Here is a 23474-nt window from a genome sequence, read left to right as displayed (position 1 = left end):
AGGAGGAACCAGTGTTCGACAACACCGCACTCAAGGGCCTGCGGGTGATCGACTTCTCGCGCGTGGTCGCGGGTCCTTACTCGACGATGCTGCTCGGCGACATGGGCGCCGAGGTGATCAAGATCGAGCGTCCGGGCGTCGGCGACGACAGCCGTAGCTGGGGGCCCCCGTTCCTCGGTGAGGTGAGCACGTACTTCCTCGGGCTCAACCGGAACAAGCGCAGCGTCGCCATCGACCTCGCGGGCGAGGAGGGTGCCGAGGTGGCGCGCGCCCTGGTCCGTGGCGCCGACGTGGTGGTCGAGAGCTTCCGGCCCGGGGTGATGGACCGCCTCGGCCTCGGCTACGACCGGCTCCGGGAGCTCAACCCGGGCCTGATCTACTGCGCGATCTCCGCGTTCGGCCAGGACGGGCCGTACCGGGAGCGGCCCGGCTACGACCTGATGATCTCCGCCTTGGGCGGGATGATGAGCATCACCGGCACGCCCGGCGGCGAGCCCGTCAAGATCGGCGTGGCGATGATCGATGTCGCGACGGGGCTGCACGCCGCGCTCGGTGTGGTCTCCGCGCTGCACCACCGGACGGTGACCGGGCAGGGCCAGCGGGTGGACGTCTCGCTGCTGAGCACGGAGCTCGCCGTGCTAGTCAACGCCGCCAGCCAGTACCTCATCGGCGGGAGCGTCGCGGAGCCGCAAGGGTCCGCCCACGCCAATGTCGTCCCGTATCAGGCGTTCCCCACCAGCGACGGGCATGTCCTGCTCGGCTCGCCCAACGACAAGCTCTTCCGGGTCCTGGCCGACGCGCTGGGGCGGCCCGAGTGGAAGACCGACCCCCGGTTCACGACCAACGACGCCCGGATCACCCACCGCGACGTCCTGATCCCGTTGATCGGCGAGATCACCCGTGCCGAGTCCGCGGCGCACTGGGTGGACGTCCTGTCCCGCGCGGGTGCGCCGGTGGCGCCGATCAACCGCATGGACGCGGTCTTCAAGGATCCCCAGGTCCAGCACCTGAATCAGGTCGCCGAGGTCGAGCACCCGATGTTCGGGACGTTGCCGGTCGTGACCTCGGCGCTGCGGCTCTCCGAGACCCCGCCGGTCGTGGGGGAGGCGGCACCACGGCTCGGGCAGCACACGCGCGAGGTGCTGGAGCGCTGCGCCGGCCTGGCGCCGCGGGACATCGACCGCCTGGTCGAGGCCGGTGTCGTCGAGCACCGCCCGCCGACCGACGATTCGTCCGCGCCCCAGCCGGTGGTGTCGGACGAGCGGCTGCCGTCGCCGTGGCCGATCCGGGCTGCCAACTCCGGTGCGCTGTGAGCGGCACGGATGAGGTTGGCGGTCCACTGGCCGGGGTCACCGTGGTCGACATGTCGACCTCCTACGCGGGGCCCACCGCGGCGATGTACCTCGCGGACCTCGGGGCCCGCGTGATCAAGGTTGAGCGCCCCGGCCACGGTGACGATGCCCGGAGCTGGGGGCCGCCGTTCGTGGACGGCGTCTCGGCGTGGTTCGCCTCGGCGAACCGCAACAAGGACAGCATCGTCGTGGACCTGCGGGCCGCGCATGGCCGGGCCGAGCTGGACGGGCTGCTGGAGGCCGCGGACGTGCTCGTGGAGAACCTCAACCCGACGAAGCTCGCCGGGCTGGGACTCGACCCGGACACCCTGCGGCGCCGCTTCCCGAAGCTGGTCTACTGCGCGGTCTCCGGGTTCGGCCTCACCGGGCCCGACGCCGGTCTCGCCGGCTACGACCTGATCGCGCAGGCCCGCTCTGGCCTGATGTCGGTGACGGGTCCCGCCGGTGGTCCGCCGCAGCGGGTGTCCACGGCGCTGTCCGACGTCGTCGCCGGCATGTGCGCGGCGCTGGCGGTCTCCGCGGCCCTGGTCCGCCAGCGCACGACCGGGCAGGGCGAGTTGGTCGACGTCTCGCTCCTCGACGTCGGCCTCGCCCTCATGGCGCCCCGCCTGGCCGCCTACCTCGCCGGCGGCCCCGAACCCGCACCCAGCGGCGGGACGGACTCGGTGCTCGCGACGTACCAGACGTTCCCCACCGCGGACCGGGACATCGCCGTGGCGATCGGGAACGACGCCATGTGGCGGCGGTTCTGCTCCGTGGTCGAGCTCGGCGCACTCGCCGACGACCCCGGTCTGGCCACCAACGCCGACCGCCAGGCCCGCCGGCCGGAGCTCATCGCGGCGATCAGCGTCCGGCTGGCCCGCCGGCCCGCCACGGAGTGGACCGCCGCGCTGCAGGCGGCCGCGATCCCGTGCTCGCTCGTGCAGAGTCTGTCGGAAGTGGTCCAGGACCCGCATGTGCGGGCCCGGGGCGCCCTGATGCCGGTGCCCGGCTCCAGCGGGCGGCTGCACACCGTGCAACCGCCGTTCCGGCTCGGGTCGCAGTCGCAGCCGCGCAACGAGCGCTTCCCCGACATGGACTCGCTGCGCGCCGACACCGAGGCGGTGCGATCGTGAGCGGCGCGCAGACCCGGCTCCGGCCCGCCCCCGGCCTCGTCGCCGTCGAGCGCCGGGACCCGGTGGCGGTGCTGACGCTCGACCGGGCGCAGGTCCACAACGCTCTCAACCGGCAGCTGCTCGACGAGCTCGACACCGCCGTCGCCGCGGCGGCCGCAGACCCCGCCATCCGCTGTGTCGTGATCACCGGCGCGGGGGAGAAGGCGTTCAGTGCGGGAGCGGACCTCGACGAGCTGCAGGACCTCACGGTCGCGCAGGCTACCGAGGTGCTGGCCCGTGGCCAGGCCGTCCTGCGACGGATCGCGGGCGCGCCGGTACCGGTGATCGCGGCGGTGAACGGGCACGCCCTCGGCGGGGGTTTCGAGCTCGTCCTGAGCTGCACGTTTCCCGTGCTGTCGGCGCGGGCGACGTTGGCGCTGCCGGAGACGGGCCTGGGACTCATGCCGGGCTACGGCGGTACGCAGCGGCTGCCGCGGCTCGTCGGTCGCTCGGCGGCCGCGCACCTGATGCTGACCGGGGCCCGCATGGACGCCGAGCGTGCCCACCAGCTCGGCCTCACGCCCCTGCCGCCGGTACCGGGCACCACCGCGGACCTCGTCGCCGCCGCGGTCGACGTCGCCGACACGATCGCCGCCCGCGGTCCCCTCGCCGTGCGTGCCGTCCTCACCGCGCTCGCCACGGACGGCCCGCTCGAGGCCGGCCTGAGCCTGGAGACGGCGCTGGCCGGGGCGCTGACGGGCGGGACTGAGGCGGCCGAGGGAATCGCCGCCTTCCGCGACCGCCGGGCGCCCCTGTTCGCCGACCCCACCGACGCGACCGGCGTCACCCACCCCCACCGAGCACCAGCAGAGGAGCCGCGATGAGCACGGCCACCAGGACATCTCCCGCCGACGGCGGCACCGTCGCGCCCGCGACGGTCGAGCGGGTCGCGGTCGTCGGCGCCGGCACGATGGGATCGGGCATCGCCGTCGTCGCCGCGCGGGCCGGCTGGCCGACCACGATCTTCGACGTGGACGCCGGCCGCGCCGCGGCCGGGATCGCCGCGGCCCGCCGCTTCCTCACCAAGAGCGGCGAGCTCGGCAAGCTCAGCGCCGCGCAGGTCGAGAACGCCGTCGAGAACCTCACCGACACCGCCGACCTCGCCGACCTCGCCGGGGCCGACGTCGTCGTCGAGGCCGTGTTCGAGGACCTCGCGGTCAAGCACGAGCTGCTCGGCCGCCTCGACGACGTCGTCGCCCCCACCGCCCTGATCCACACCAACACGTCCACGCTCTCGGTCACGGCGATCGCGTCCGGTTCGCGGCACCCCGAGCGCGTGGTCGGCACCCACTACTGCAACCCCGCCCCGATGATGGACCTGGTCGAGGTCGCAGTGGGCCCGCGGACCTCCGAGGACGCGCTGCGGCGCACCCGCGGGTTCCTCGCGCTCGCCGGCAAGACGACGGTCCTGACCAAGGACCGCCCCGGCTTCATCGTGAACCGCTTCCTCATCCCGTGGGAGAACAACTGCATCCGGGCCCTGGAGTCCGGCACCGGGACTGTGCAGTCGATCGACGCCGCCGTCACCGGGGCGCTCGGGCACCCGATGGGCCCGTTCCGGCTGTTGGACATCGTCGGGCTGGACATCCACCACCAGGTCGCGTGCCGGCTCTACGAGCAGCTGCGCGACCCGCGGTTCGCCCCACCCCCGCTGGTCGAGCGGATGATCGCCGCCGGGGACCTGGGGCGCAAGACCGGGCGCGGCTTCTACGACTACGGCGACACCGCGCTGTTCGGCTCATGACCCACCCACACCCCGCAGGGACGGACATGCACACCCACGTCAGAGACTTCCGATCCGTCGCCGTGCTCGGCCTCGGCCTGATGGGCCGCGGGATCGCCCAGGTGATCACCCAGGCCGGGATCCCGGTCGTCGTGCTGGAGACCGGTGAGCACCGGCTCGCGGCCGGCGTCGAGGCGATCGCCGCCTTCCTCGCCGAGGGGGTGCGCCGCGGCAAGGTCACCCCCGAGCAGCGCGAGGCGACCCTCGGCCGGTTCACCGGCACCACCGACGTCGCGGACCTCGCGACCGCCGACCTGGTGATCGAAGCCGTCGTCGAGCGGGCGGAGGTGAAGCGGGAGCTGCTCGCGGCGGTCGGCGGTGTCGTGGCCGCGGACGCGGTCGTCGCCACGAACACCTCGGCGCTGTCGGTGACGGACCTGGCCGCCGCCGTGCCGTCGCCGCAACGGGTGGCCGGGTTGCACTTCTTCAACCCCGCCCCGCTCATGCCCGTGGTCGAGGTCGTCGCCGCACTGCAGACCGACCCGGCCGTCACCGCGGCGCTCACGGCGTTCGTCGAGCGCATCGGCAAGGTCGCGGTGCCGGTCAGGGACCGGCCCGGGTTCCTGGTCAACAAGCTGCTGATGCCCTACCTCAACGACGTCGTCGACGAGCTCGACGCCGGCCTCGCGTCGGCCGAGGACATCGACATCGCCCTGCGCCTCGGGCTCGGCTACCGGATGGGCCCGCTGGAACTACTCGACCTGATCGGGCTCGACACCCACCACCATGCCACGACCAGCGCCTACCGAGCCACGCTCGACCCGCAGTTCGCCCCACCGCCGCTGCTGGGCCAGATGGTCGCCGCGGGCTACCTCGGCCGCAAGAGCGGGCGCGGCTTCCGCGTCGGGTGCCCGGCGGCCGACACCGAGGAGGTGGCAGCGCCGTGAGCTACCGCGACATCCTGATCGCAACCGACGGCCCGGTCCGCACGATCACCATCAACCGCCCGGATGCCGGCAACAAGATCCGGCCCGAGACCGCCCACGAGCTGATCGCCGCCTTCCAGGACTTCCGGACCGACCCGGCGCTGCGTGCCGCGGTGCTCACCGGTGCCGGGACGAAGTTCTTCTGCATCGGTGGCGAGCACGACGAGCTGGCGTCGCTCGACTACTCCGCGATCCTGCCGATGGTCGACCTGTACCAGATCATCGACACCACGTCGAAGCCCGTCATCGCGGCGGTCAACGGCTACGCCGTGGGTGGCGGCAACGTCCTGCACACCGTCTGCGACCTGACCGTCGCCGCCGAGACCGCGGTGTTCCGCCAGGTCGGGCCGATGGTCGGCAGCTTCGACGCGGGATATGGCACCGCCTACCTCGAGGACACCATCGGGCGCAAGCGCGCCAAGGAGATGTGGTACCTCAACCGCAAGTACACCGCGTCGCAGGCGCTGGGCTTCGGTCTGGTCAACGAGGTGATGCCTGACTCCGAGCTGCTCGACCGGGCGGCGGCCCTCGCCCGCGAGATCGCGACCCGCAGTCCGCTCGCGATCGGAGGGCTGAAGGCGGCGTTCTCCGCTCGCCACAACGGTGTGTCGGGGCAGGCCCGCATCGCGCACGACCAGCTGCTCACCCTCTACCTGGCCACGGCCGAGGCCCGTGAGGTCTCGGCGGCGTTCACCGAGCGCCGCACTCCCGAGGAGGGCACCTTCTGGTCCTGACCCGTCCTGACCCGTCCGGGCCGCGTCCATGACATGGTGCTGATCTAGCCACCCGTAGCCGCCACCGCGCAGGGGAGTCGTAGAGGGCAGCACGTCGGGCGAGCGACGCACGGGGCTGCTCGACATCCCTGACACGGTGGCGCCGACAGGCCGCTGGCCGCAGGTCAGGCCAGCAACGGCAGTGCGAACGAGCTCCCAACCACCGCAGATCAGTTCTGACGGCGCCATTGTTGTCAATCCGCGATGTTGGAAGTTGCGGAGTGCTCGGCTCCCTGCCGCAGCGCTGCGGAGGTTGTGGAGTCCCATGCGTGCTTGGCGGAGCCCGGCTATGTGGCGGTGGTGGCCATCTCAGCGTATCTCGAGCGCCGCAACCTCCGTGTCGACGAGGAGGAGGGTCCGGACAATCCGACGGGGATCGGGCTTGCCAGCGTTCACTCCTTGCTGGGTCGCGCGTTCACCGACGAGGAGAAGCTGCCTCGACCTTGTCGCCGATGTCGTCGAGGTGATTCATCGCGTCGTCGATCTCTTCGATGGTCCAGTCCGCCCTGCTGGCAGTGGGCCGTCCGACCGACTTCGTGCGCTCTGCCAGGAGGGCCCGCCTGGCCTTCCTCCGGGCCTGTGGCTGGACGACCTGGGCGACCGGGGCGCCGGGGTGGTTCGCGCCGCGCCGCTCGTCCATGAGTGCGATGACGATGCCACGGTCGAGCCCGGCGGCGTCCGGGTCGATGCCTTGCGCGCGCAACGCATCGATGACGCGGTCGGGGAGCTCCTCAAGAGGGATCTGAACAACTCCTTGGTGAGGAACCGATCGAAGAGCTGCTCGTGCTGCTCGAACAGCACGTCGGTCGCGATGGCCGCCCCGATGAAGATCGGTATGGCGAAGGTGGGACCGAACTGCAACGAGCCGGCGGCTGCGACCACCGTGTCGGTGAGGCCGCTCAGGCCGATCACGGGATGGCCGGCGGCGGCCCGCAACTCGTTGGCGATCAGCATCGTGACCGCGACCTCCGGGCCCGCGACGACGCCGGCGGTCGTCACCGTGGCGCGTCGAGTCTCGCCGATCTACCTCATCGGACCGGGCGCCGTTGGGCGCTGCGACCCACACCAACTGGCCCCTACCCGGCCGCGGACCTGATAGACCACGCTCGTGCGCCGTGGCCCCATCTCGACCCGATGATCGGCATCCCCGACCCCGGCCAAGCCGAGATCGACCTCGCCGCCGCGGCGCTGCGCTGCCCGCGGTGCGCCGGGCCGCTGCAGCCTTGGGGGCACGCCCGGGTGCGCAGCGTGCACGATCACGGCACCGCCACCGATGTCCCTGCGACCACGAGGGGCCCGTTGCCGCGCCTGCCGCACCACGCACGTGCTGCTGCCCGTGGTCGTGGCACCACGCCGGGCCGACACCACCGCCGTGATCGGTGCCGCCCTGCAGGCCAGCGCGAGCGGCGTCGGCTATCGGCGGATCGCCGCCGACATGGACCGCCCGCTGTCGACCGTGCTGCGCTGGATCCGGGCCGGCCGCGACCTCGCGCACGTCGATTGGCTGCGAGCCCAGGCGCTGGGCTCGCTGGCCCGGGTCGATCGCGACGTCCTCGTCCAGCTCGCACCGCAGCCCACGCGGCTCGGTGACGCGCTGAGCGCGCTGGCCGCCGCCGCGGTCACTCTCCGGGTCCGCGTTGCCCCGCACGTCGCGCTGTGGACGCTGATCGGCCAGATCACCCACGGGCGGCTGGTCACGCGTCCGGCACCGACCCGGCCGGACTGAGATTCTCGCCCTGCCCGGCCCTCGCGCGTCCGCAACCAGACGGCAGCTTGCCGACACCGCGCCCTTCAACGACGTCGCGGCTCGCGTCACCCTGCCGACCACGCCGCCATCCTGCAGCTCAACCCGCCCGGTGTATCCGTTCTTCATCGGCATCGTGAACGGCGGCTTCGTCGTCTCCTTCAGTGGCGGCCAACAGTGCCTTCGCGGCAGATCCGGTGCTGTCGGGAAACGCGCTGATGGGGCGCTCGAAGACCTCGGCGAACCGGTCACGAGCTCGGGCCGAGATCGTGACCGCGCCGTAGGGCGGGGCCGATCCCGACGCTGCCTCCACGATGGCATGCAGGCTCTCCGGCGAGGTGCCGGCGGTGTTGTCGCTGAGGACGAGAGTTTCGCTCACGTCGCCATCTTCAGGGTGCCCGCTGCCTGCCGCGACCGCATGCCGACCTTGTCGAGCTTGCCGACGGAGGTCTTGGGGATCGTGTCGACGCGGACGAACGCGTCGGGGATCCAGTAGCGCGGGAAGGTCTTCCCGACGTATTCGCGCAGCTCGTCATCGCTGACGTCGGATTCCGGCACGATCCACGCGACGGGCCGTTCTTGCCACTTCTCGTGCGGGATGGCGATGACCGCGGCCTCCGCCACGGCGGGGTGCAGCATGAGGTGGTTCTCCAGGTCGATCGAGGAGATCCACTCACCGCCGCTCTTGATGAGGTCCTTGGACCGGTCCTTGATCTGCAGGGCCCCGCCGGGCGCGATGACGGCGACGTCGCCGGTGCGCAGCCATCCATCGTGGAAGGACTCCGAGGGTCCGGTATGGCCCAGGTAGGTGCCAGTCACCCACGGCGCACGGGCTTCTAGCTCTCCGGTCGACCGGCCGTCCCACGGCAGTTCCGCGCCCTTGTCGTCGACCACGCGGATCTCGACGAGTGGCAGTTGAGGGCCCTGGTCGGCGTGGCCGTGGGCGAATGTCGCCATCGGGTGGGTCTCGGTCATGCCCCAGCCGTTGACGGTGGTCGCGCCCTGCTCGGCCCACCAGTCGGCGAGGGCGGCGGGCGGGGTCTGCCCACCCATCCACATGGTCTTGAGTGAGGAGAGGTCCGACCCGTCGGGCCGTTTGCGGTACTCGTCGCGGATCAGCGCCATGACGGCCGGGGCGCCGACGATGACGGCGGGCCTCTGCTCGGTGATCAGGCGGAGGTAGTCGCCCGGTGTGGGGTGCGGTCCGGGCAGCACGAGCCGCGCGCCCTGCATCGTGCCCGCGTGCGGCACTCCCCAGCTGTTGACGTGTGACATCTGGCAGGCGACGAGGTAGCCGCGGTCCTTGGTGACGCCGACGGCGCCGGCGAGCGAGATCGCCATGGCGTGCAGGACGGTGCTGCGGTGCGTGTAGACGACGCCCTTCGGCAGGCCGGTGGTGCCGGAGGTGAAGCAGATCGACGACGCGGTGCGCTCGTCGAACTCGGGGAACGCGACGAGCTCGTCGGCCTCGTCCAGCAGCGCATCGAACGACCAGGCCTGTACACCGGCGATGTCGGCATCGGCGTCCCCGAGCACGACGATGTGCTTGACCGACGGTGTGGCCGGCACGATCTCGCGCGCGACGGGCAGCAGGTCGGCCTCGACGAGCAGCACCTCGTCCTCGGCCTGGTTCACCGCGTAGACGATGTGCTCGGCCGGCATCCGCTGGTTGATCGTGTGCAGCGCGGCGCCGATGCCGGGTACACCGAAGTAGGCGGCGAGGTGTCGGTCGCTGTTCCAAGCGAGCGACCCGACGCGGGTTCCTTCTCGCGCGCCCAGCTCTTGCAGGGCCGAGCCCAGCCGCCGGGCCGCCGAGCCGAGCTCGCGGTAGGTGAAAGCGCGCCGGACGGCGCCGTTCTCGCAGCTCACGTTCACGCGGTCGCCGTGCACGCGCTCGGCCTGGTGCAGCAGTGAACTGATGAGCAGGGGGCGATCCATCATGGTTCCAAACACCCGTGCGCTCCCTCCGTCGTCAGTGGCGCATCAGGGTCGGTGGCATGGCGCGCCTGTACCTGTCCCATTTCGCTACGACGTCCCGCGACCCGTAGCGAAATGGGACAGATCCGCGCTGCTGATGTGCCGGACAGTCCCCTCCGTTCCGCAGAGTCGCGACGAAGGGCGAGCAGATGACGACGACGAGGCCGGTCACGGTGGTGGCCGAGGGATTCACCTACACCGAGGGCCCGCGCTGGCACGACGGCAAGTTCTGGTTCGTCGACTTCTACACGTACTCGGTCAACGTCGTGCACCCCAACGGCACGGTGGAGCAGGTTGCCGAGGTTCCCCAGCAGCCGTCTGGCTTGGGCTGGCTGCCCGACGGCCGGATGCTGGTCGTGTCGATGAAGGACCGGAAGGTGCTGCGGCAGGAGGCCGACGGTTCGTTCGCCGAGCACGCCGACATCGCGGCGCTGTCCACCGGTCACGCCAACGACATGGTCGTGGCCCGCAACGGACAGGCTTACGTCGGCAACTTCGGGTTCGACCTCATGGGCGGGGCCGATCACGAGACCGCCGCGGTCGTGCTGGTCAACACCGACGGCACGTCGCAGGTCGTGGCCGAGGGCCTGTCGTTCCCCAACGGCATGGTGATCACCCCCGACGACCGCACCCTGATCGTGAACGAGCTGTTCGGGAACCGGATCTCCGCATTCGACATCCACGAGGACGGGACGCTCGGCCCCCGCCGCGACTTCGCGAACTTCGGCGACCTGGGCGACGAGCCGAGCTGGCACAAGCGCGTCGAGGCCTCGACGATCGTGCCCGACGGCCTGGCGCTCGACGCCGAGGGCGCTGTCTGGATCGCCGACTGCGCCCACGCGCGTGCGCTGCGGATCGCCGAGGGTGGCGAGATTCTTGACGAGGTCAGCACCGCGCCCAATGGGGTGTTCGCGGTCGCGCTGGGCGGCGAGGACGGCAAGACGCTGTTCCTGTGCGTCGCGCCCGACTTCGACGAGGCGGCGCGTAGCGCGGTGCGTGAGGGCCAGGTCCACGCGGTTCAGGTCGACGTCCCGCACGCCGGGACGCCGTGAGTTGATCTCCACGCGGTTCACCGAGACCTTCGGCGTCGACTATCCCGTCGTGTGCGGTGGGATGACCGCGGTCGGGACGGCGGTGCTGATCCCCGCGGCCGCTCGCCACGTCGGGATCCCGCTGATCGCCGGCGGCGGTTTCGCCGACGGCGCCGGCCTAGTCGCCGCCCTCGCGCTCGGCGCGTCGGCGATCAACATGGGCACCCGCTTCGTCGCCAGCGACGAGGCCCCGGTGCACCGCAACGTCAAGGACCAGATCGTCGCGAATGACGAACGAGCCACGCAGCTGGTGTTCCGGGAGTTCCGCAACACGGCCCGGGTGGCCCGCAACGCGATCTCGGAGGAGATTGCCGAGCGATCGCGCCGACCGGGCGCGACGTTCGCCGACGTCGCCGATCTCGCCTCCGGAGCGAGAGGCCGGAGCCGGGTGCTGCAGGACGGCGACATGGGCGGCGGCATGTGGTGGGCCGGGCAGGCCCAAGGGCTGATCCATTCCGTGGAGAGCTGCCGCGCCATCGTCTACTCGATCATCGAGCAGGCCGAGTCGATCATGTGCGGGCAGCTGCCGGCGGCCGTCCGATGACAGGAGGAGCCGTGGAGCTCACCACGCTGACCCACGAGGTCGAGGACGGAATCCTGACCGTCACCCTGAACCGGCCCGACCGGCTCAACGGGTTCACCGTCGAGATGGCCGACGAGCTCGAGGCAACGTTCATCGAGGTCAACGACCGCGACGACATCCGAGCGGTGATCGTCACCGGCGCCGGCAAAGCGTTCTCGGTCGGGATGGACCTGGGCGGGACCGGCAACGCGTTCGGACTCGACGAGCGCTTGCGCCCGTCGCTGGACGACATGGCCGACTTGTCCGACCCGGGCCTCGCCAAGGTTCGCGACACCGGCGGCCGGGTCACCCTCGCCATCCACGCCTGCCGCAAACCGGTGATCGCTGCGATCAACGGGGTCGCGGTCGGAATCGGCACGACCATGACGCTGGCGATGGACGCCCGCCTGGCCTCCTCGACGGCGCGGCTCGGGCTCGTCTTCGGCCGGATCGGAGTCACGCCCGAGGCGGCGTCGACCTGGTTCCTGCCGCGGATCGTCGGCATGGCGACGGCGCTCGATCTCGTCTACTCCGCCGACATCCTCTCCGCCGAGCAGGCGCTCGAGGCCGGGCTCGTTCGGTCCGTGCACGAGCCGGAGGACCTACTGCCCACCGCCCGAGCGCTGGCCGATCGGTGGACACGCGGCAGGTCTGCCGTGGGTACCGCGCTGATGCGCCAGATGATGTACCGCAACTCCGCGCTCGACGATCCCGCCGATGTGCACCGCCTGGATTCCCTCGCGATCTTCTACACCAGTCTCGCCGACGGCGCCGAGGGCGTCGCCGCGTTCCGGGAGAAGCGGCAACCGCAGTTCCGGGCCAGCTCGGTCACGGAGATGCCGCCGTTCTACGAGCACTGGGTCGGCCGCAGGTGACGCGTTTTCGGACAGTTGTGATGCGCCCTACAGCCCTACTTTTCACGGACATCGACCGAGGAGTGCGAAATGACGACAGTGGAGTCGCCCACCGACGCCCGCGAGAACAACGATCGCAGCGACGTCCTCGACGTGCTCGTCATCGGCGGCGGATTCTCGGGTCTGTACCAGCTCGACCGCCTGCGTGACCTCGGCTTCGACGTCAAGGTCTGGGACTCCGCAGGAGGACTCGGCGGGATCTGGTGGTGGAACTGCTACCCAGGCGCACGGACCGACACCGTCGCCCACATTTACCAGTTCGCCCACAAGGACCTGTGGAAGGACTTCGACTTCCGCGAGCGCTACCCGAACTTCGAGGGCGTGCGCGACTACTTCGAGCACGTCGACGCCAAGCTCGATCTCACCAAGGACGTCGAGTTCAACACCTTCGCATCCCAGGCCCAATGGGACGATGATACCCGGGAGTGGACGGTGTACGCGTCCGACGGCAAGGCGCAGAAGGCGCGCACCGTCATTGTCGCCACCGGGTTCGGGGCGAAGCCGCTCTACCCGAACATCCCGGGCATGGAGACCTTCGCCGGCGAGTGCCACCACACGGCGCGCTGGCCGCAGGACGGGCTCGACATGACGGGCAAGCGGGTCGTGGTCATCGGGACGGGCGCCAGCGGTGTGCAGGTCATCCAGGAGGCGACGAAGGTCGCTTCCGAGGTCACGGTGTTCCAGCGGACCCCGAACCTGGCCCTGCCGATGCGCCAGCGCGCACTCGATCACGCCGACAACGACGAGGAGCGCGCCGGGCTGCCCGAGCGCTTCGTCACTCGCGGGACCGCGTTCGCGGGCTTCGACTTCGACTTCATGCCCACCGAGGCGGCCAACGCCAGCCCGGAGGAGCTGAACGAGACCTACGAGCGCTTCTGGGCGGCCGGCGGCTTCCCGATCTGGCTGGGCATGTACTATGACCTGCTCGGCGACGAAGCCGCCAACCGCACCTTCTACGACTTCTGGCGCGCGAAGGTGCACGCCCGGGTGAACGACCCGGCCACTGCCGAACTGCTGGCCCCGGCCGAGCCGCCGCACCCGTTCGGCGTGAAGCGCCCCGCGCTCGAGCAGGACTACTTCGATGTGTTCAATCAGGACAACGTGCGCCTGATCGACCAGAACGACGAGCCCGTCCTGGAGATCACACCGCAGGGCGTCGTCACCAAGAACGGCCTGATCGAGTGCGACGTCATCGCGCTGGCAACCGGGTTCGACAACAATCGCGGTGGCATCCTGGCCATCGACATCCAAGGTGTCGACGGCCAGAAGATCCAGGAGAAGTGGGCGCAGCGCGTCGACACCTTCATGGGCCTGTCGACCGCCGGCTTCCCCAACATGCTCTTCCTCTACGGCCCGCAGAGCCCGTCGGGCTTCTGCAACGGCCCGACGTCGGCCGAGTACCAGGGCGACATCGTCATCGAATTCCTGGAGCACCTGCGCGAGCAGGGGCACACCCGGTTCGAGTCGTCCCAGGAGGCCGAGAAGGCGTGGACGGCGCACGTGGACGAACTGTTCGAAGGCTCCCTGTTCACCAAGGCCCGCTCCTGGTACTGGGGCGCCAATGTGCCGGGCAAGCCCGCCCAGATGCTGAACTACTCGGGCGGCCTCGTCTCGTACTTCGGCAAGTGGGACGAGGTCAAGGGCGGCCGCTACGCCGAGTGGGATGTCCGCTGACACCACTCTGAAGCGGTGCTGTGCGCGCCGGGCGTCGATGACGGCCGGCGCGCACTGGTGTCGCGGCCAGTGTTGCGTTTTCGGACAGTGCCGACACACAGTGCTCTGCGACGCTCTGCTTTGTACCCTGTGAGCTGGGCCTTTCGACGACGAGGGGGTGATCGTGCGCATCGGTGAGCACGCGAGCGGGCTCCGCGTCGAACGCGAACGGGTCCTCGACGGACCCATCGGCGGACACCTCAGCGACGACTCCGGCGACAAGGCCGCCCCGCTGGCGTTCCGGCGCGAGATCGTGTCGTCCTGGCGCCGCTGCCAGCTCGTCGGGATGGCCCCCACCAGCGAGGACGTGCCGTACCGGCCGGAGTTCGAGCGCCCCAACCGACTCCTGCGCGCGGCCGGCCCGGTGATCGACCGCCTCGCCGAGCAGATGGAGGACGAGCCGGTCTCGATCCTGCTCGCCGACTCCGACGCCCAGATCATCGACCGACGCGCCGGTGCCAGAGAGCTGGCGAAGGCACTGGATCGGGCGTCGGTCTCGCCGGGATTCCTCTACGCCGAGGAGTTCACCGGCACCAACGGCATCGGATCGGCGCTCGAGGAGCGCAAGCCGTTCACCGTGTCCGGATCCGAGCACTTCCGCGAGATCCTGCAGGACTTCACCTGCATCGGCTCACCGGTGGTGCACCCCATCACTGGTGCTGTGGAGGGCGTCCTCGACGTCACCTGCCGGGTCGACGACACCCATGAGGCGCTCAAGCCGCTGGTGCTGGCGGCCGTGCGCGAGATCGAGTCGCGCATCTACGCCGACGCGTCGCGGCGCGAGCAGATGCTGCTCGAGCAATTCCTGCGCGCGGGCCGGCGCAACACCCACGCCGTGCTGTCGCTCAACGAGGACGTCGTCATGGCGAACACCTCGGCGTCACTCCTGCTGGACCTCTCCGACCAGGCCATGCTGTGGGACTGGGCGTGCACCATGCTCGGGTCCGGCGACGAGGCCGTGGGGGAGGTGCGGCTGGCGCGCGACGTCGTGGTTCAGGCCCGCGCGACTCGGGTCGGCGACCGCGGCGCCACCGCCGGGGTGCTGGTCGAGATGCGCACGCCGTCTCGACCGGAGGCCCGCCCAGCCACGCCGAGGAGCACCTCACGCCGCAAGCCCGGCCGGACGCGCCAAACCGTGGACGGGCTGATCGGACGCAGTATCGCGGCCGCCCGCCTGCGCGGAGACGTGGATGCCGCCCTCGAGGTGCGTCAGCCGCTGCTCGTCAGCGGCGAGGCCGGCACCGGAAAGCTGCACCTGGCCACGCATCTACACCGTCGCCGTTCGGGGCAGGATGCGCTGACTGTCCTGGACACGCTCACCGCCTACGACGACCCGCAGGCGTGGATCGGCCGGCTCACGACGGCGCTCGGCCGCGGCGACACCGTCGTGCTGCGGCACCTCGACCAGCTCCCGGCCGCGATCGGCGCGCGGGTCGAGCACTCGGTGGAGAACGCTGCGCTGGGACGGGTGATCGCCACCGCGCGCACCCGTGGCGACGACACCGCCGCCGCGCGGGTGCTCGACCACTTCCCCGTCTCGATCACCGTGCCGCCACTGCGCTACCGCGGCGACGACATCGCCGACCTCGCGCCCGCGTTGCTGGCGGCCCGCACGAACCACCGCCCGGTGCCCCGCCTCCTGCCCGGGACACTCCGCACCCTGGCCGCGCTGGACTGGCCCGGAAACATCCGGGAGCTGGAAGCCGTGCTCGCAACTGCGGCGGTCCGCTCGATGGGCTCCGACATCGCCCACGAGCACCTTCCACCCGAGTACCGCTCGAGCCGCGACCGCACGGGCGGCCGATCGCTGCAGCGCGCCGAGCGTGACATCGTCATGGAGGCGCTGGCCGAGACGAACGGCAACAAGGCCGCCGCCGCCGATCGGCTCGGGGTCGCCCGCTCCACGCTGTACCGCAAGATGCGGATCCTCGGCATCGACGAGAACCACCTCCCGTCCGCGTCGTCACCGAAATGACCGTGTAGCGAAGTCGGACGCTCGCCGTTCCGTTCCGTTCGTACGTTCCTGGTATGCCCGCGCCTGATCCCGCCGATTTCCTGGCCATCGACTTCGGTCTCTCTGACGACGAGCGCGACATCCGCGACACCGTCCGCGACTTCGCCCAGAACCGGCTCCGTCCGCACATCGCGGAATGGTTCGAAGCCGGCTCGCTGCCCGCTCGCGACCTCGCCGTCGAGTTCGGCAAGCTCGGCGTCTTCGGGATGCACCTCGACGGCTACGGGTGCGCCGGAACGAGCGCCACCTCCTACGGCACCGCGTGCAGGGAGCTGGAGGCCGTCGACTCCGGCCTACGCAGCTTCGTCTCGGTACAGGTTCGATGGCCATGAAGGCGATCCACCGCTAGGGCAGCGAGGAGCACAAGCAGCAGTGGCTGCCCGCGATGGCCGCGGGCGAGGCAATCGGCTGCTTCGGGCTGACCGAGCCCGACTGCGGCAGCGATCCCGGCTCGATGCGCACCCGAGCCCGCCGCGACGGCACCGACTGGGTACTCGATGGCGCCAAGATGCGGATCACCGATGGCACTGTCGCCGACGCCGCCGTCGTGTGGGCGCAGACCGACGAGGGGATCCGCGGCTTCGTGGTGCCGGCCGACACGCCGGGCTTCTCCGCACCGGAGATCAAGCACAAGCTATCGCTGCGGGCGTCGATCACCTCCGATCTCTGGCTCGTTGGCGTCGGTTCGGACCTGTTGACGGCACGGTGATGTAGATCTTCAAAGTTTGGCTGGCCGATGTGACGCCTGCTGATGCACCAGGACCAGGGACCGCCCGCGCGAGCGCGGGGAGCACACCGTTGTTGACCTGGAATGCGATGTCGAACTGGGACCATCCACGCGAGCGCGGGGAGCACGTGTCGTGATGGCCGCGAGGGTGCAACCGGAGGGACCAACCCCGCGAGCGCGGTGCAACGGCCAAGTCGTGGAGGCTCTGCACAAAGTCCGTGACGGACCCTGGTGATCACCTGTGCTCGGCCGGGTGGTTGAGATGGCTGCGGCGTAGTGATCATGATCTGACGGTGTTGTTCCCGCATCTGCCCGGGTTGCGGGGCGAGTGGGTGTTGCGTCGGGACCGACCGTGCGGATCCATGCCGGCGTGACCGCGCCGGACGCGGTGTGTCTGGACTGCTCGAGCAGGTCCGGGCGGGTGCACAGCCGCTATCAGCGCAGCGTGGCCGATGCGGCGATCGGTGGCGCTGAGACCCTTATCTGTCTGCGGGTGTCCAGGCCTGGGTGCTGCTGAACGGCGAGGCTGCGCTCGGACGTCCCGGGATCACGTCACGCCGAAGATGTCTCTGGTTCGGTTCCAGCATCGCCGCACGCTGGCTGCGGCCGCTGCCCGACGCGGCGCAGCTGTGGCGCTCAACGCCGCGATCCACCCGGCGGCGGCGAAGTTCCGGTCAGCCAGCACGATCATCCCGGCCCGGGTCGAGGCCAGTAGTTGATCGGCGTAGCCGAGTTCGCCGATCCGGTCGGTCCCGAACACCGCGTCGATGATCGTGCGGGTGCCGCAGGCGACCAGCGCCAGTACGCGGATCATCGGATACCCGGTGATGGTGCCATGCGAGCTGCCGCCCTTGTGGAACAGGGTGAGGTTCGCCGCAGTGTCGGGGCAGCACAAGATGGTGCCGTCCACCGCGGTGACCAGACGGCCCCGCCAGAACACTCCCGGGCGGCCCGCGCGAGTGGCGCCGATCTGCACCGTCGAACTCGTGTCGGCTCATCGCATGGCGCGTCCTGCCTGATGGGCGGCGGACAGGAACGTCCGTGCGGCCGGCGCGACCCCGTCGGCGTGGTAGGCGACGCCGATCGCCAGGTGGGGGACCGGACCGATGATCGGCCGGTAGACCACACCGGCACGGGCAAGGCGTTGCGTCTCGGAGGCGATGAATCCCACCCCGACCCCGGACGCGACGAGCGCGATGATCGACTGGGCGGGGAACGCTTCCATGGCGATCTTCGCGGTGAACCCGGCGTCCTGGCAGAGTGCGAGCACCGTGTCGTAGATCTGGGGTGCGATCTGACGGGGAAAGATCACGATGGGTTCGCCGTCGAGGTCGGCGAGCGAGACCGTCTCCCGCTCGGCCAGCCGGTGTTCGGCGGGCAGCGCGAGCTGGTAGGCCACGCGGCCGATCTGCTCGGTGCTGATGGCGGTCTCCTCGAGCGGCGGGTGGACGATCCCGACGTCGATGTCGCCGCGCATGAGCGACTTCTCCTGCTCGGCCGTGGTCAGCTCGCGCACGACCAGCCCGACGTGGGGCAGCAGCTGCCGGAACAGGCGGGCGATCTCGGGGAAGACCACGAGCAGCGCCGGTGCGGTCACCCCGACCGTCAGCTGTCCGATCTCGCCGCGGTCGGTGCGTTGGGCGAGCTCGACGGCCAGATCCATCTGCCTGATCGTCTTGCGCGCCTCGACCAGGAAGACCTCACCGGCTCGGGTCAGGGACACGACCCGCTTCGTGCGGTGTGCCAGCCGCACGTCGAGCTCGTGTTCGAGCTTGCGGATCTGCTGGCTCATCGCCGGCTGGCTCATGTGGCACCGCTCGGCCGCCCGGTGGAAGTGCAACTCCTCGGCGAGGGCGACGAAGCAGTCCAACCCGGTGCGGTCCATCCGGTCAGCATCTTCTGATAAGCAATACAGATCAATAGATCGATAATAGAAGTTGGACGCGATCGGTGGCTCGCTCCTAGCGTGGCGGCACCCGAACGAGGAGTTGTCCCGCATGTCGATCGCACCACCGGACGGTCCACCGATCCGCATCACTGCTGTCGAGCCGACGGTCGTGAACGCGGAGATGCGGAACTGGATCATGGTGAAGGTCCGGACCGATCAGGACGGCCTGTACGGGTGGGGCGAGGCGAGCCTCAACTGGAAGACCCGAGCCGTGGTGGGTGCGCTGGAGGACCTGGCACCGATGCTGATCGGGCGCGACCCCCGCGACATCGAACAGATCGTGCGGGTGCTGACCAAGCACAGCTACTACCGCCTGGGCATCATCGGAGCCACCGCGATCAGCGGCATCGAACACGCGCTGTGGGACATCTTCGGCAAGTCGGTCGGGCTGCCGGTGTGGCGGCTGCTCGGCGGTCGGGTCCGCGACCGGGTCCGCGTGTACACCCACCTCGGCCTGGGTGACATGCGCTCGGTCTACGAGACCGTCGACGTCGGTCCGATCCGGGAGAAGGCGGCCGCGGTCGTCGAGCAGGGCTACGACGCGCTGAAGGTCGTCATCGTCCCCTACGGCAACCACCTCACCGTCGCTGCCGAACGCCGCAACGTGGACAAGCTGATGTCGGCCCTGCGCTCCACCGTCGGGCCGGACGTCGACATCATGGTCGACTTCCACGGCCGTCCCGCCTCGGTCGCGGCGGCACTGCAGTACGTCGAGGTGCTCGCACCCTACGACCCGCTCTTCTGCGAGGAACCCGTCCAGCCGGGCGACACCGAGGCCCTGCGGCAGGTCGCGCAACGGGCCCGCTGCCCCATCGCGGCCGGTGAGCGGCTGGTCGGGCTGCGGGAGTTCCTGCCCCTCCTCGCGGCGAAGGCCGTGCACGTGGTCCAGCCCGATCTCAACCACACCGGGGGGCTGCTGGAGGGCAAGCGGATCGCGGCGCTGGCCGACACCGAGCAGATCGGGGTCGCTCCGCACAACCCGAACGGGCCGATCGCGGGCGCTGCCGCGCTGCACTTCGACGTCAGCACCCCGAACTTCCTGATCCAGGAGGAGATGAGCGGCGCGGTGAGCTGGTACGACGACGTCGTCAGCACCCCGATGCGGCGCACCGGCAGCTACTGGGCCGTGCCGACGGAGCCGGGACTGGGCGTCGAGGTCGACGAACGCGAGGCCGCCAAGCACCCGTTCCGGCCGGAAGTGGTGCACAGCAGCGCGGCAGTGCTCGCCGACGGATCGGTGGTGGACTGGTGAACGCGGACGCCCGCTCCTTCGCCCACCCCGGCGGTGTCTTCAACGCCACTCCGCCCCGGGTCGTGTTCGGTGCGGACCGCGCGACGCAGCTGCGCGCCGAGGTCGAGCAGCTGGGTGCCGAACGCGCACTCGTCGTCACCACCCCGGGCCGGGTGGCACTGGGCGACCGGGTCGCCGCGACCATCGGTGACCGCTGTGTCGGGCTGCTGCCCGAGGCGATCAGCCAGGTGCCGATCGAGCTGGCCCGCCGTGGCCGGGACAAGGCCGTCAGCGCTGGCGCCGACTGCCTGGTCGCGGTCGGTGGCGGGGCGGCGACCGGGCTGTGCAAGGGCATCGCCTACGAGTCGGGACTGCCGATCATCGCGGTCCCGACCACGTACTCGGGCTCGGAGATGACCGGCTTCTGCGGGATGACCATCGACGGCGTCAAGCGCATGCACGAGAGCCTCGCCATGCGGCCCGTGACCGTCGTCTATGACCCGCAGCTGTCGCGCACCCTGCCGATGCGGGCGAGCACGGCCAGCGCGATGAACGCGCTCGCGCACTGCGTCGACGCGGTCTACCTGCCCACGATCAGCCCGCTGCTGGTGCCGGCCGCGATCGAGGGTGCGCGGGTGCTGGCGAACGCGATCCCGCGCCTGCTCACCGACCCGGACGACCTCGGTGTGCGCAGCGACCTCCTCTACGGCAGCTACCTGGCCGGCGCGGCGCTGACCGGCGGGTTCGCCCTCCAGCACGCCATCGCGCACATGCTGGGCGGCAGCTTCGGAGTCGAGCACGGGATAGCGCACGCTGTCGTGCTGCCCTACGTCACAGCGCATCTGGAGGTAGTGGCCCCCGAGCCGCTCGGCCGCATCGCCGACGCCGTCGGTGCCGTCGGGAGCCTCGCCGGCTTCCTCTGGGACCTCGCCGAGCAGGTCGACCTGCCGCTGCGGCTGGCTGACGTCGGCGTCGGACCCGGCGATCTCGGCCGCGCGGTCGAGATCGCGACCACCGCGGAGGACCACGACGACCCGCGGCTGGCCGGCAACCCGGCGCCCGTCACCGAGGACGTGGTCCGCTCGGTCCTCGCCGCTGCGGTTGCCGGCGCCCGCCCCGGTGGCTCCTGATGAAGATCGTGCTGATCGGTGAGGCTGCCGATCACGCGGGCGACCTGCGCCGGGGTTTGCACGGCCCCTACGAGATCGTCGCCCTGCCCGCTGAGGCCGCCGGTTCGGCGGGCCACGATGCGCTCATCGGGACCGACGACGTGGTTGTGTCGCTGCGCTGGTCGCGACCCGACGGCGTGATCCCGACCTTCCGGCTGCTGCACGTGCCCGGTGCGGGGCTCGACGCCATCGACATGGCCGCGCTGGACCCGCAGACGACGATCGCCAACGTCTTCGAGCACGAGATCCCGATCGCGGAGTTCGTGCTGGCCCGGCTACTGGAATGGCAGATCCGTGCCGCTGCGATGCAGGCGGCGTTCACCCCGTCGGCGTGGCCGCGGCACTACCGGCACCGGATGCCCCACGGCGAGCTGCACGGCACGACGCTGGGCATCGTCGGCTACGGCCGGATCGGACAGGCCATCGCCGTTCGTGCGGCGGCCTTCGGGATGCGGGTCCGTGCCGTCGACGACCGCGTCACCGCAGCAGGCACCGCTCCCGACGGGATCGCCGAGCTCGCCCCGGCAGCGCTGCTGCCCGACGTCGTGGCCGGATGCGATGCCGTCGTGCTCGCCTGCCCGCTGACTCCGTCGACCACGAGGCTCGTCGACGCCTCGCTGCTGGATCGGATGCCCGCGCACGCGGTGCTGGTGAACATCTCCCGTGCCGAGATCGCCGACGAGGCCGCGCTCTACACCGCACTGCGCACCGGCCGGATCGGCGGGGCGATCCTCGACGTCTGGTACCGCTACCCGACCTCGCCGCGCGAGGACGTCGCGCCCGCGCAGTACCCGTTCTGGGAACTGCCCAACGCCTGGTGCACACCGCACTCCAGCGCCTGGACCCACCAACTCCCGCGCCGCCGCTACGCGGTCGTCGCGGAGAACGTCAACCGACTCGTCTCGGGGGAACCGCTGCGCAACGTCGTTCGCGCGGCACATCAGCAAGGTCTCTGATCGCCTGTGCTCAAGGAGGAGCCACCATGAACCCGAGCGAGACTCGCGAGCAGGTCTGGGAGGAGTCGCGCAAGCGGCTCATCCCGGGAACGGTCATCGGCAGCGTCATCGAGTGGTATGACATCGCCATCTACGGCCAGGCCGCGGCGTTGGTGTTCAGCACCCTGTTCTTTCCGCAGTTCTCCAGCACGGCCGGCCTGGTCGCGGCCTTCGCGACGTTCGGCGTCGGGTACTTCGCGCGTCCGCTCGGGGCGATCCTGTTCGGACACATCGGCGACAGGTACGGCCGCCGCATCTCCCTCGTCGGGACGTTGATGCTGATGGGCATCGCGACGGTGGCGATCGGGCTGCTGCCGACCTACGGCGCGGTCGGCATCCTGGCACCGATACTGCTGGTGGTGTGCCGGCTGCTGCAGGGCCTGGGGGTGGGGGCGGAGTACGTCGGCGCGGTCACCATGGTCGCCGAGTTCGCGCCGACCAAGCGCCGTGGCTACTACGCGTCGATGCCGGCCGCGGGGGTGTTCCTCGGGATCGGGCTGGCGGCCGCGGTGAGTGCCGTGGTCGCCACCCTGCCCCGCGAGCAGCTGCTGAGCTGGGGCTGGCGGGTGCCCTTCCTGCTCAGCATCCTCGTCGTCGGCATCGGGCTGTTGATCCGGCTGCGGGTGCCGGAGTCGCCCGTCTTCGAGGATCTGCGCGCGGCGCGGGCCGGCACCAAGGTGCCGGCCCTGACGATGATCAGGGTGATGCCGAAGCGGTTCGTGCTCGTGATGCTCACCAACGTGGTGATCGCGTTGAACATCTACGTGGTGCAGACCTATTCGCTGAGCTACCTCGCGGGCAAGGGCGTCTCCGGCACCACTGCGCTCGTCGCACTGCTGTTCGGGTGCGCGGTGGGAGCCGTGGCCATCCCGCTCGTGGGCATCTACGCCGACCGCGCCGGGCGCCGACCCGCCTACCTCGTCGTCACCGCGATCTGCGCGATCGTGCCGTTCCCGTTCTTCTGGCTCCTCGACACGGGAAACACCCTGCTCATCCTCCTCGCTTTCGGGCTCGCGTTCGGCAGCTGTCTGGCCGTTTTCGGGTCCCAGGCCGCGTACTACGCCGAGTTGTTCCCCTCGGCCTACCGGTTCAGCGGCTTCGCGCTCAGCCGGGAGATCACCGGCGCTGTGCTCTCGGGCCCGGCCCCGGTCATTGCCGTCGCGCTCGTCGCGCTGCGGGGGGGTAACCCGGCGCTGCTTGCGCTCGCGATGATGGCGGCTGCCGTCATCAGCTTCGTCGCCGTCCTCGTCCTGCCGGAGACCAAGGGTGTCGAACTGGCCGACGTGCGCGACGGGACGTCGGCACCGACCGAGCTCGGTATCGCGAACACCCGTGAGCCGATGGCCGCTACCGACGGCGCAGCGTCGTGACGCCCGCGATCCGTGCCGATGACGGGCTGTA

21 protein-coding genes and 1 pseudogene are annotated in these 23474 nt (G+C 70.6%); 17 read left to right on the top strand and 5 right to left on the bottom strand.

The window, feature by feature from the left end; all coding sequences use genetic code 11:
* The first annotated feature begins 11 nt into the window (after positions 1-11).
* Genes ACFPFQ_RS16480 through ACFPFQ_RS16455 form a run of 6 tightly spaced genes read left to right on the top strand, consistent with a single transcriptional unit; the run spans position 12 to position 5949 of the window.
* Entirely contained in the window at positions 12-1313 is a 1302-nt protein-coding gene (locus ACFPFQ_RS16480) for a CaiB/BaiF CoA transferase family protein (RefSeq protein WP_379619609.1), read from the top strand.
* The gene (locus ACFPFQ_RS16475; RefSeq protein WP_379619607.1) at positions 1277-2467 is read left to right on the top strand and encodes a CaiB/BaiF CoA transferase family protein; all 1191 of its coding nucleotides are present in this window, start codon (positions 1277-1279) and stop codon (positions 2465-2467) included. The genes ACFPFQ_RS16480 and ACFPFQ_RS16475 overlap by 37 nt, the downstream gene beginning before the upstream one ends.
* On the top strand, positions 2464-3330 hold the full coding sequence (locus tag ACFPFQ_RS16470) for an enoyl-CoA hydratase/isomerase family protein (RefSeq protein ID WP_379619605.1): 867 nt from the start codon (positions 2464-2466) through the stop codon (positions 3328-3330). Before ACFPFQ_RS16475 ends, ACFPFQ_RS16470 begins: the two co-directional genes overlap by 4 nt.
* Complete coding sequence (locus tag ACFPFQ_RS16465) at positions 3327-4250, top strand: 3-hydroxyacyl-CoA dehydrogenase family protein (RefSeq protein WP_379619603.1); 924 nt, start codon at positions 3327-3329, stop codon at positions 4248-4250. Before ACFPFQ_RS16470 ends, ACFPFQ_RS16465 begins: the two co-directional genes overlap by 4 nt.
* 26 nt (positions 4251-4276) lie before the next feature.
* Positions 4277-5176 (top strand): 3-hydroxyacyl-CoA dehydrogenase family protein, encoded by a 900-nt coding sequence (locus tag ACFPFQ_RS16460; protein ID WP_379619601.1) that lies wholly within the window; start codon positions 4277-4279, stop codon positions 5174-5176.
* Positions 5173-5949, top strand: coding sequence for an enoyl-CoA hydratase-related protein (locus tag ACFPFQ_RS16455; protein ID WP_379619599.1), 777 nt, complete (start codon positions 5173-5175; stop codon positions 5947-5949). The genes ACFPFQ_RS16460 and ACFPFQ_RS16455 overlap by 4 nt, the downstream gene beginning before the upstream one ends.
* Before the next feature lie 454 nt (positions 5950-6403).
* On the opposite strand, the gene ACFPFQ_RS16450 is transcribed toward ACFPFQ_RS16455, so the two are convergent.
* The gene (locus ACFPFQ_RS16450) at positions 6404-6691 is read right to left on the bottom strand and encodes a hypothetical protein (RefSeq protein WP_379619597.1); all 288 of its coding nucleotides are present in this window, start codon (positions 6689-6691) and stop codon (positions 6404-6406) included.
* Between the two features lie 621 nt (positions 6692-7312).
* Between ACFPFQ_RS16450 and ACFPFQ_RS16445 the strand changes: the two genes are divergently transcribed.
* Entirely contained in the window at positions 7313-7714 is a 402-nt protein-coding gene (locus ACFPFQ_RS16445) for a hypothetical protein (protein ID WP_379619595.1), read from the top strand.
* 118 nt (positions 7715-7832) lie between these two features.
* Here ACFPFQ_RS16445 and ACFPFQ_RS16440 read toward each other — a convergent pair whose 3' ends face one another.
* Positions 7833-8111 carry a hypothetical protein gene (locus ACFPFQ_RS16440; RefSeq protein ID WP_379619593.1) on the bottom strand — a complete coding sequence of 93 codons (279 nt, stop codon included), beginning with the start codon at positions 8109-8111 and terminating at the stop codon, positions 7833-7835.
* Positions 8108-9673: a long-chain-fatty-acid--CoA ligase gene (locus tag ACFPFQ_RS16435; protein WP_379619591.1), complete on the bottom strand. Its 1566-nt coding sequence runs from the start codon at positions 9671-9673 to the stop codon at positions 8108-8110. The genes ACFPFQ_RS16440 and ACFPFQ_RS16435 overlap by 4 nt, the downstream gene beginning before the upstream one ends.
* Before the next feature lie 185 nt (positions 9674-9858).
* Here ACFPFQ_RS16435 and ACFPFQ_RS16430 point away from each other — a divergent pair, with 185 nt between their 5' ends.
* The 6 genes and pseudogenes from ACFPFQ_RS16430 to ACFPFQ_RS16405 all read left to right on the top strand — a co-directional run.
* Positions 9859-10761 carry an SMP-30/gluconolactonase/LRE family protein gene (locus ACFPFQ_RS16430; protein WP_379619589.1) on the top strand — a complete coding sequence of 301 codons (903 nt, stop codon included), beginning with the start codon at positions 9859-9861 and terminating at the stop codon, positions 10759-10761.
* 1 nt (position 10762) lies between these two features.
* On the top strand, positions 10763-11344 hold the full coding sequence (locus tag ACFPFQ_RS16425) for an NAD(P)H-dependent flavin oxidoreductase (RefSeq protein WP_379619587.1): 582 nt from the start codon (positions 10763-10765) through the stop codon (positions 11342-11344).
* Between the two features lie 11 nt (positions 11345-11355).
* Positions 11356-12237, top strand: a complete 882-nt coding sequence (locus tag ACFPFQ_RS16420; RefSeq protein ID WP_379619585.1) for a crotonase/enoyl-CoA hydratase family protein — start codon at positions 11356-11358, stop codon at positions 12235-12237.
* Positions 12238-12306: 69 nt separating this feature from the next.
* Positions 12307-13950, top strand: a complete 1644-nt coding sequence (locus tag ACFPFQ_RS16415; protein WP_379619583.1) for a flavin-containing monooxygenase — start codon at positions 12307-12309, stop codon at positions 13948-13950.
* Between the two features lie 157 nt (positions 13951-14107).
* On the top strand, positions 14108-15964 hold the full coding sequence (locus ACFPFQ_RS16410) for a sigma-54-dependent Fis family transcriptional regulator (protein WP_379619581.1): 1857 nt from the start codon (positions 14108-14110) through the stop codon (positions 15962-15964).
* A 53-nt stretch (positions 15965-16017) separates the two neighbouring features.
* Positions 16018-16685, top strand: a pseudogene (locus ACFPFQ_RS16405) (acyl-CoA dehydrogenase family protein); the annotation flags it as partial.
* A gap of 592 nt (positions 16686-17277) precedes the next feature.
* Here ACFPFQ_RS16405 and ACFPFQ_RS16400 read toward each other — a convergent pair.
* Positions 17278-17706, bottom strand: a complete 429-nt coding sequence (locus tag ACFPFQ_RS16400; protein ID WP_379619579.1) for a transposase — start codon at positions 17704-17706, stop codon at positions 17278-17280.
* Positions 17707-17724: 18 nt separating this feature from the next.
* On the bottom strand, positions 17725-18816 hold the full coding sequence (locus tag ACFPFQ_RS16395) for a LysR family transcriptional regulator (protein WP_379619577.1): 1092 nt from the start codon (positions 18814-18816) through the stop codon (positions 17725-17727).
* Between ACFPFQ_RS16395 and dgoD the strand changes: the two genes are divergently transcribed.
* Genes dgoD through ACFPFQ_RS16375 form a run of 4 tightly spaced genes read left to right on the top strand, consistent with a single transcriptional unit; the run spans position 18800 to position 23443 of the window.
* A complete protein-coding gene (gene dgoD / locus ACFPFQ_RS16390; RefSeq protein WP_379619575.1) occupies positions 18800-19930 on the top strand; it encodes a galactonate dehydratase in 1131 nt (376 codons plus the stop codon). The two genes, ACFPFQ_RS16395 and dgoD, sit on opposite strands and share 17 nt — an antisense overlap.
* The gene (locus ACFPFQ_RS16385) at positions 19927-21039 is read left to right on the top strand and encodes a maleylacetate reductase (RefSeq protein WP_379619573.1); all 1113 of its coding nucleotides are present in this window, start codon (positions 19927-19929) and stop codon (positions 21037-21039) included. The genes dgoD and ACFPFQ_RS16385 overlap by 4 nt, the downstream gene beginning before the upstream one ends.
* On the top strand, positions 21039-22034 hold the full coding sequence (locus tag ACFPFQ_RS16380; protein WP_379619571.1) for an NAD(P)-dependent oxidoreductase: 996 nt from the start codon (positions 21039-21041) through the stop codon (positions 22032-22034). Before ACFPFQ_RS16385 ends, ACFPFQ_RS16380 begins: the two co-directional genes overlap by 1 nt.
* Before the next feature lie 26 nt (positions 22035-22060).
* Positions 22061-23443: an MFS transporter gene (locus tag ACFPFQ_RS16375; RefSeq protein WP_379619569.1), complete on the top strand. Its 1383-nt coding sequence runs from the start codon at positions 22061-22063 to the stop codon at positions 23441-23443.
* Positions 23444-23474: the final 31 nt, after the last annotated feature.

Source organism: Pseudonocardia sp. GCM10023141, assembly GCF_042653605.1.
This window is presented reverse-complemented; position numbering and strand designations above follow the sequence as displayed.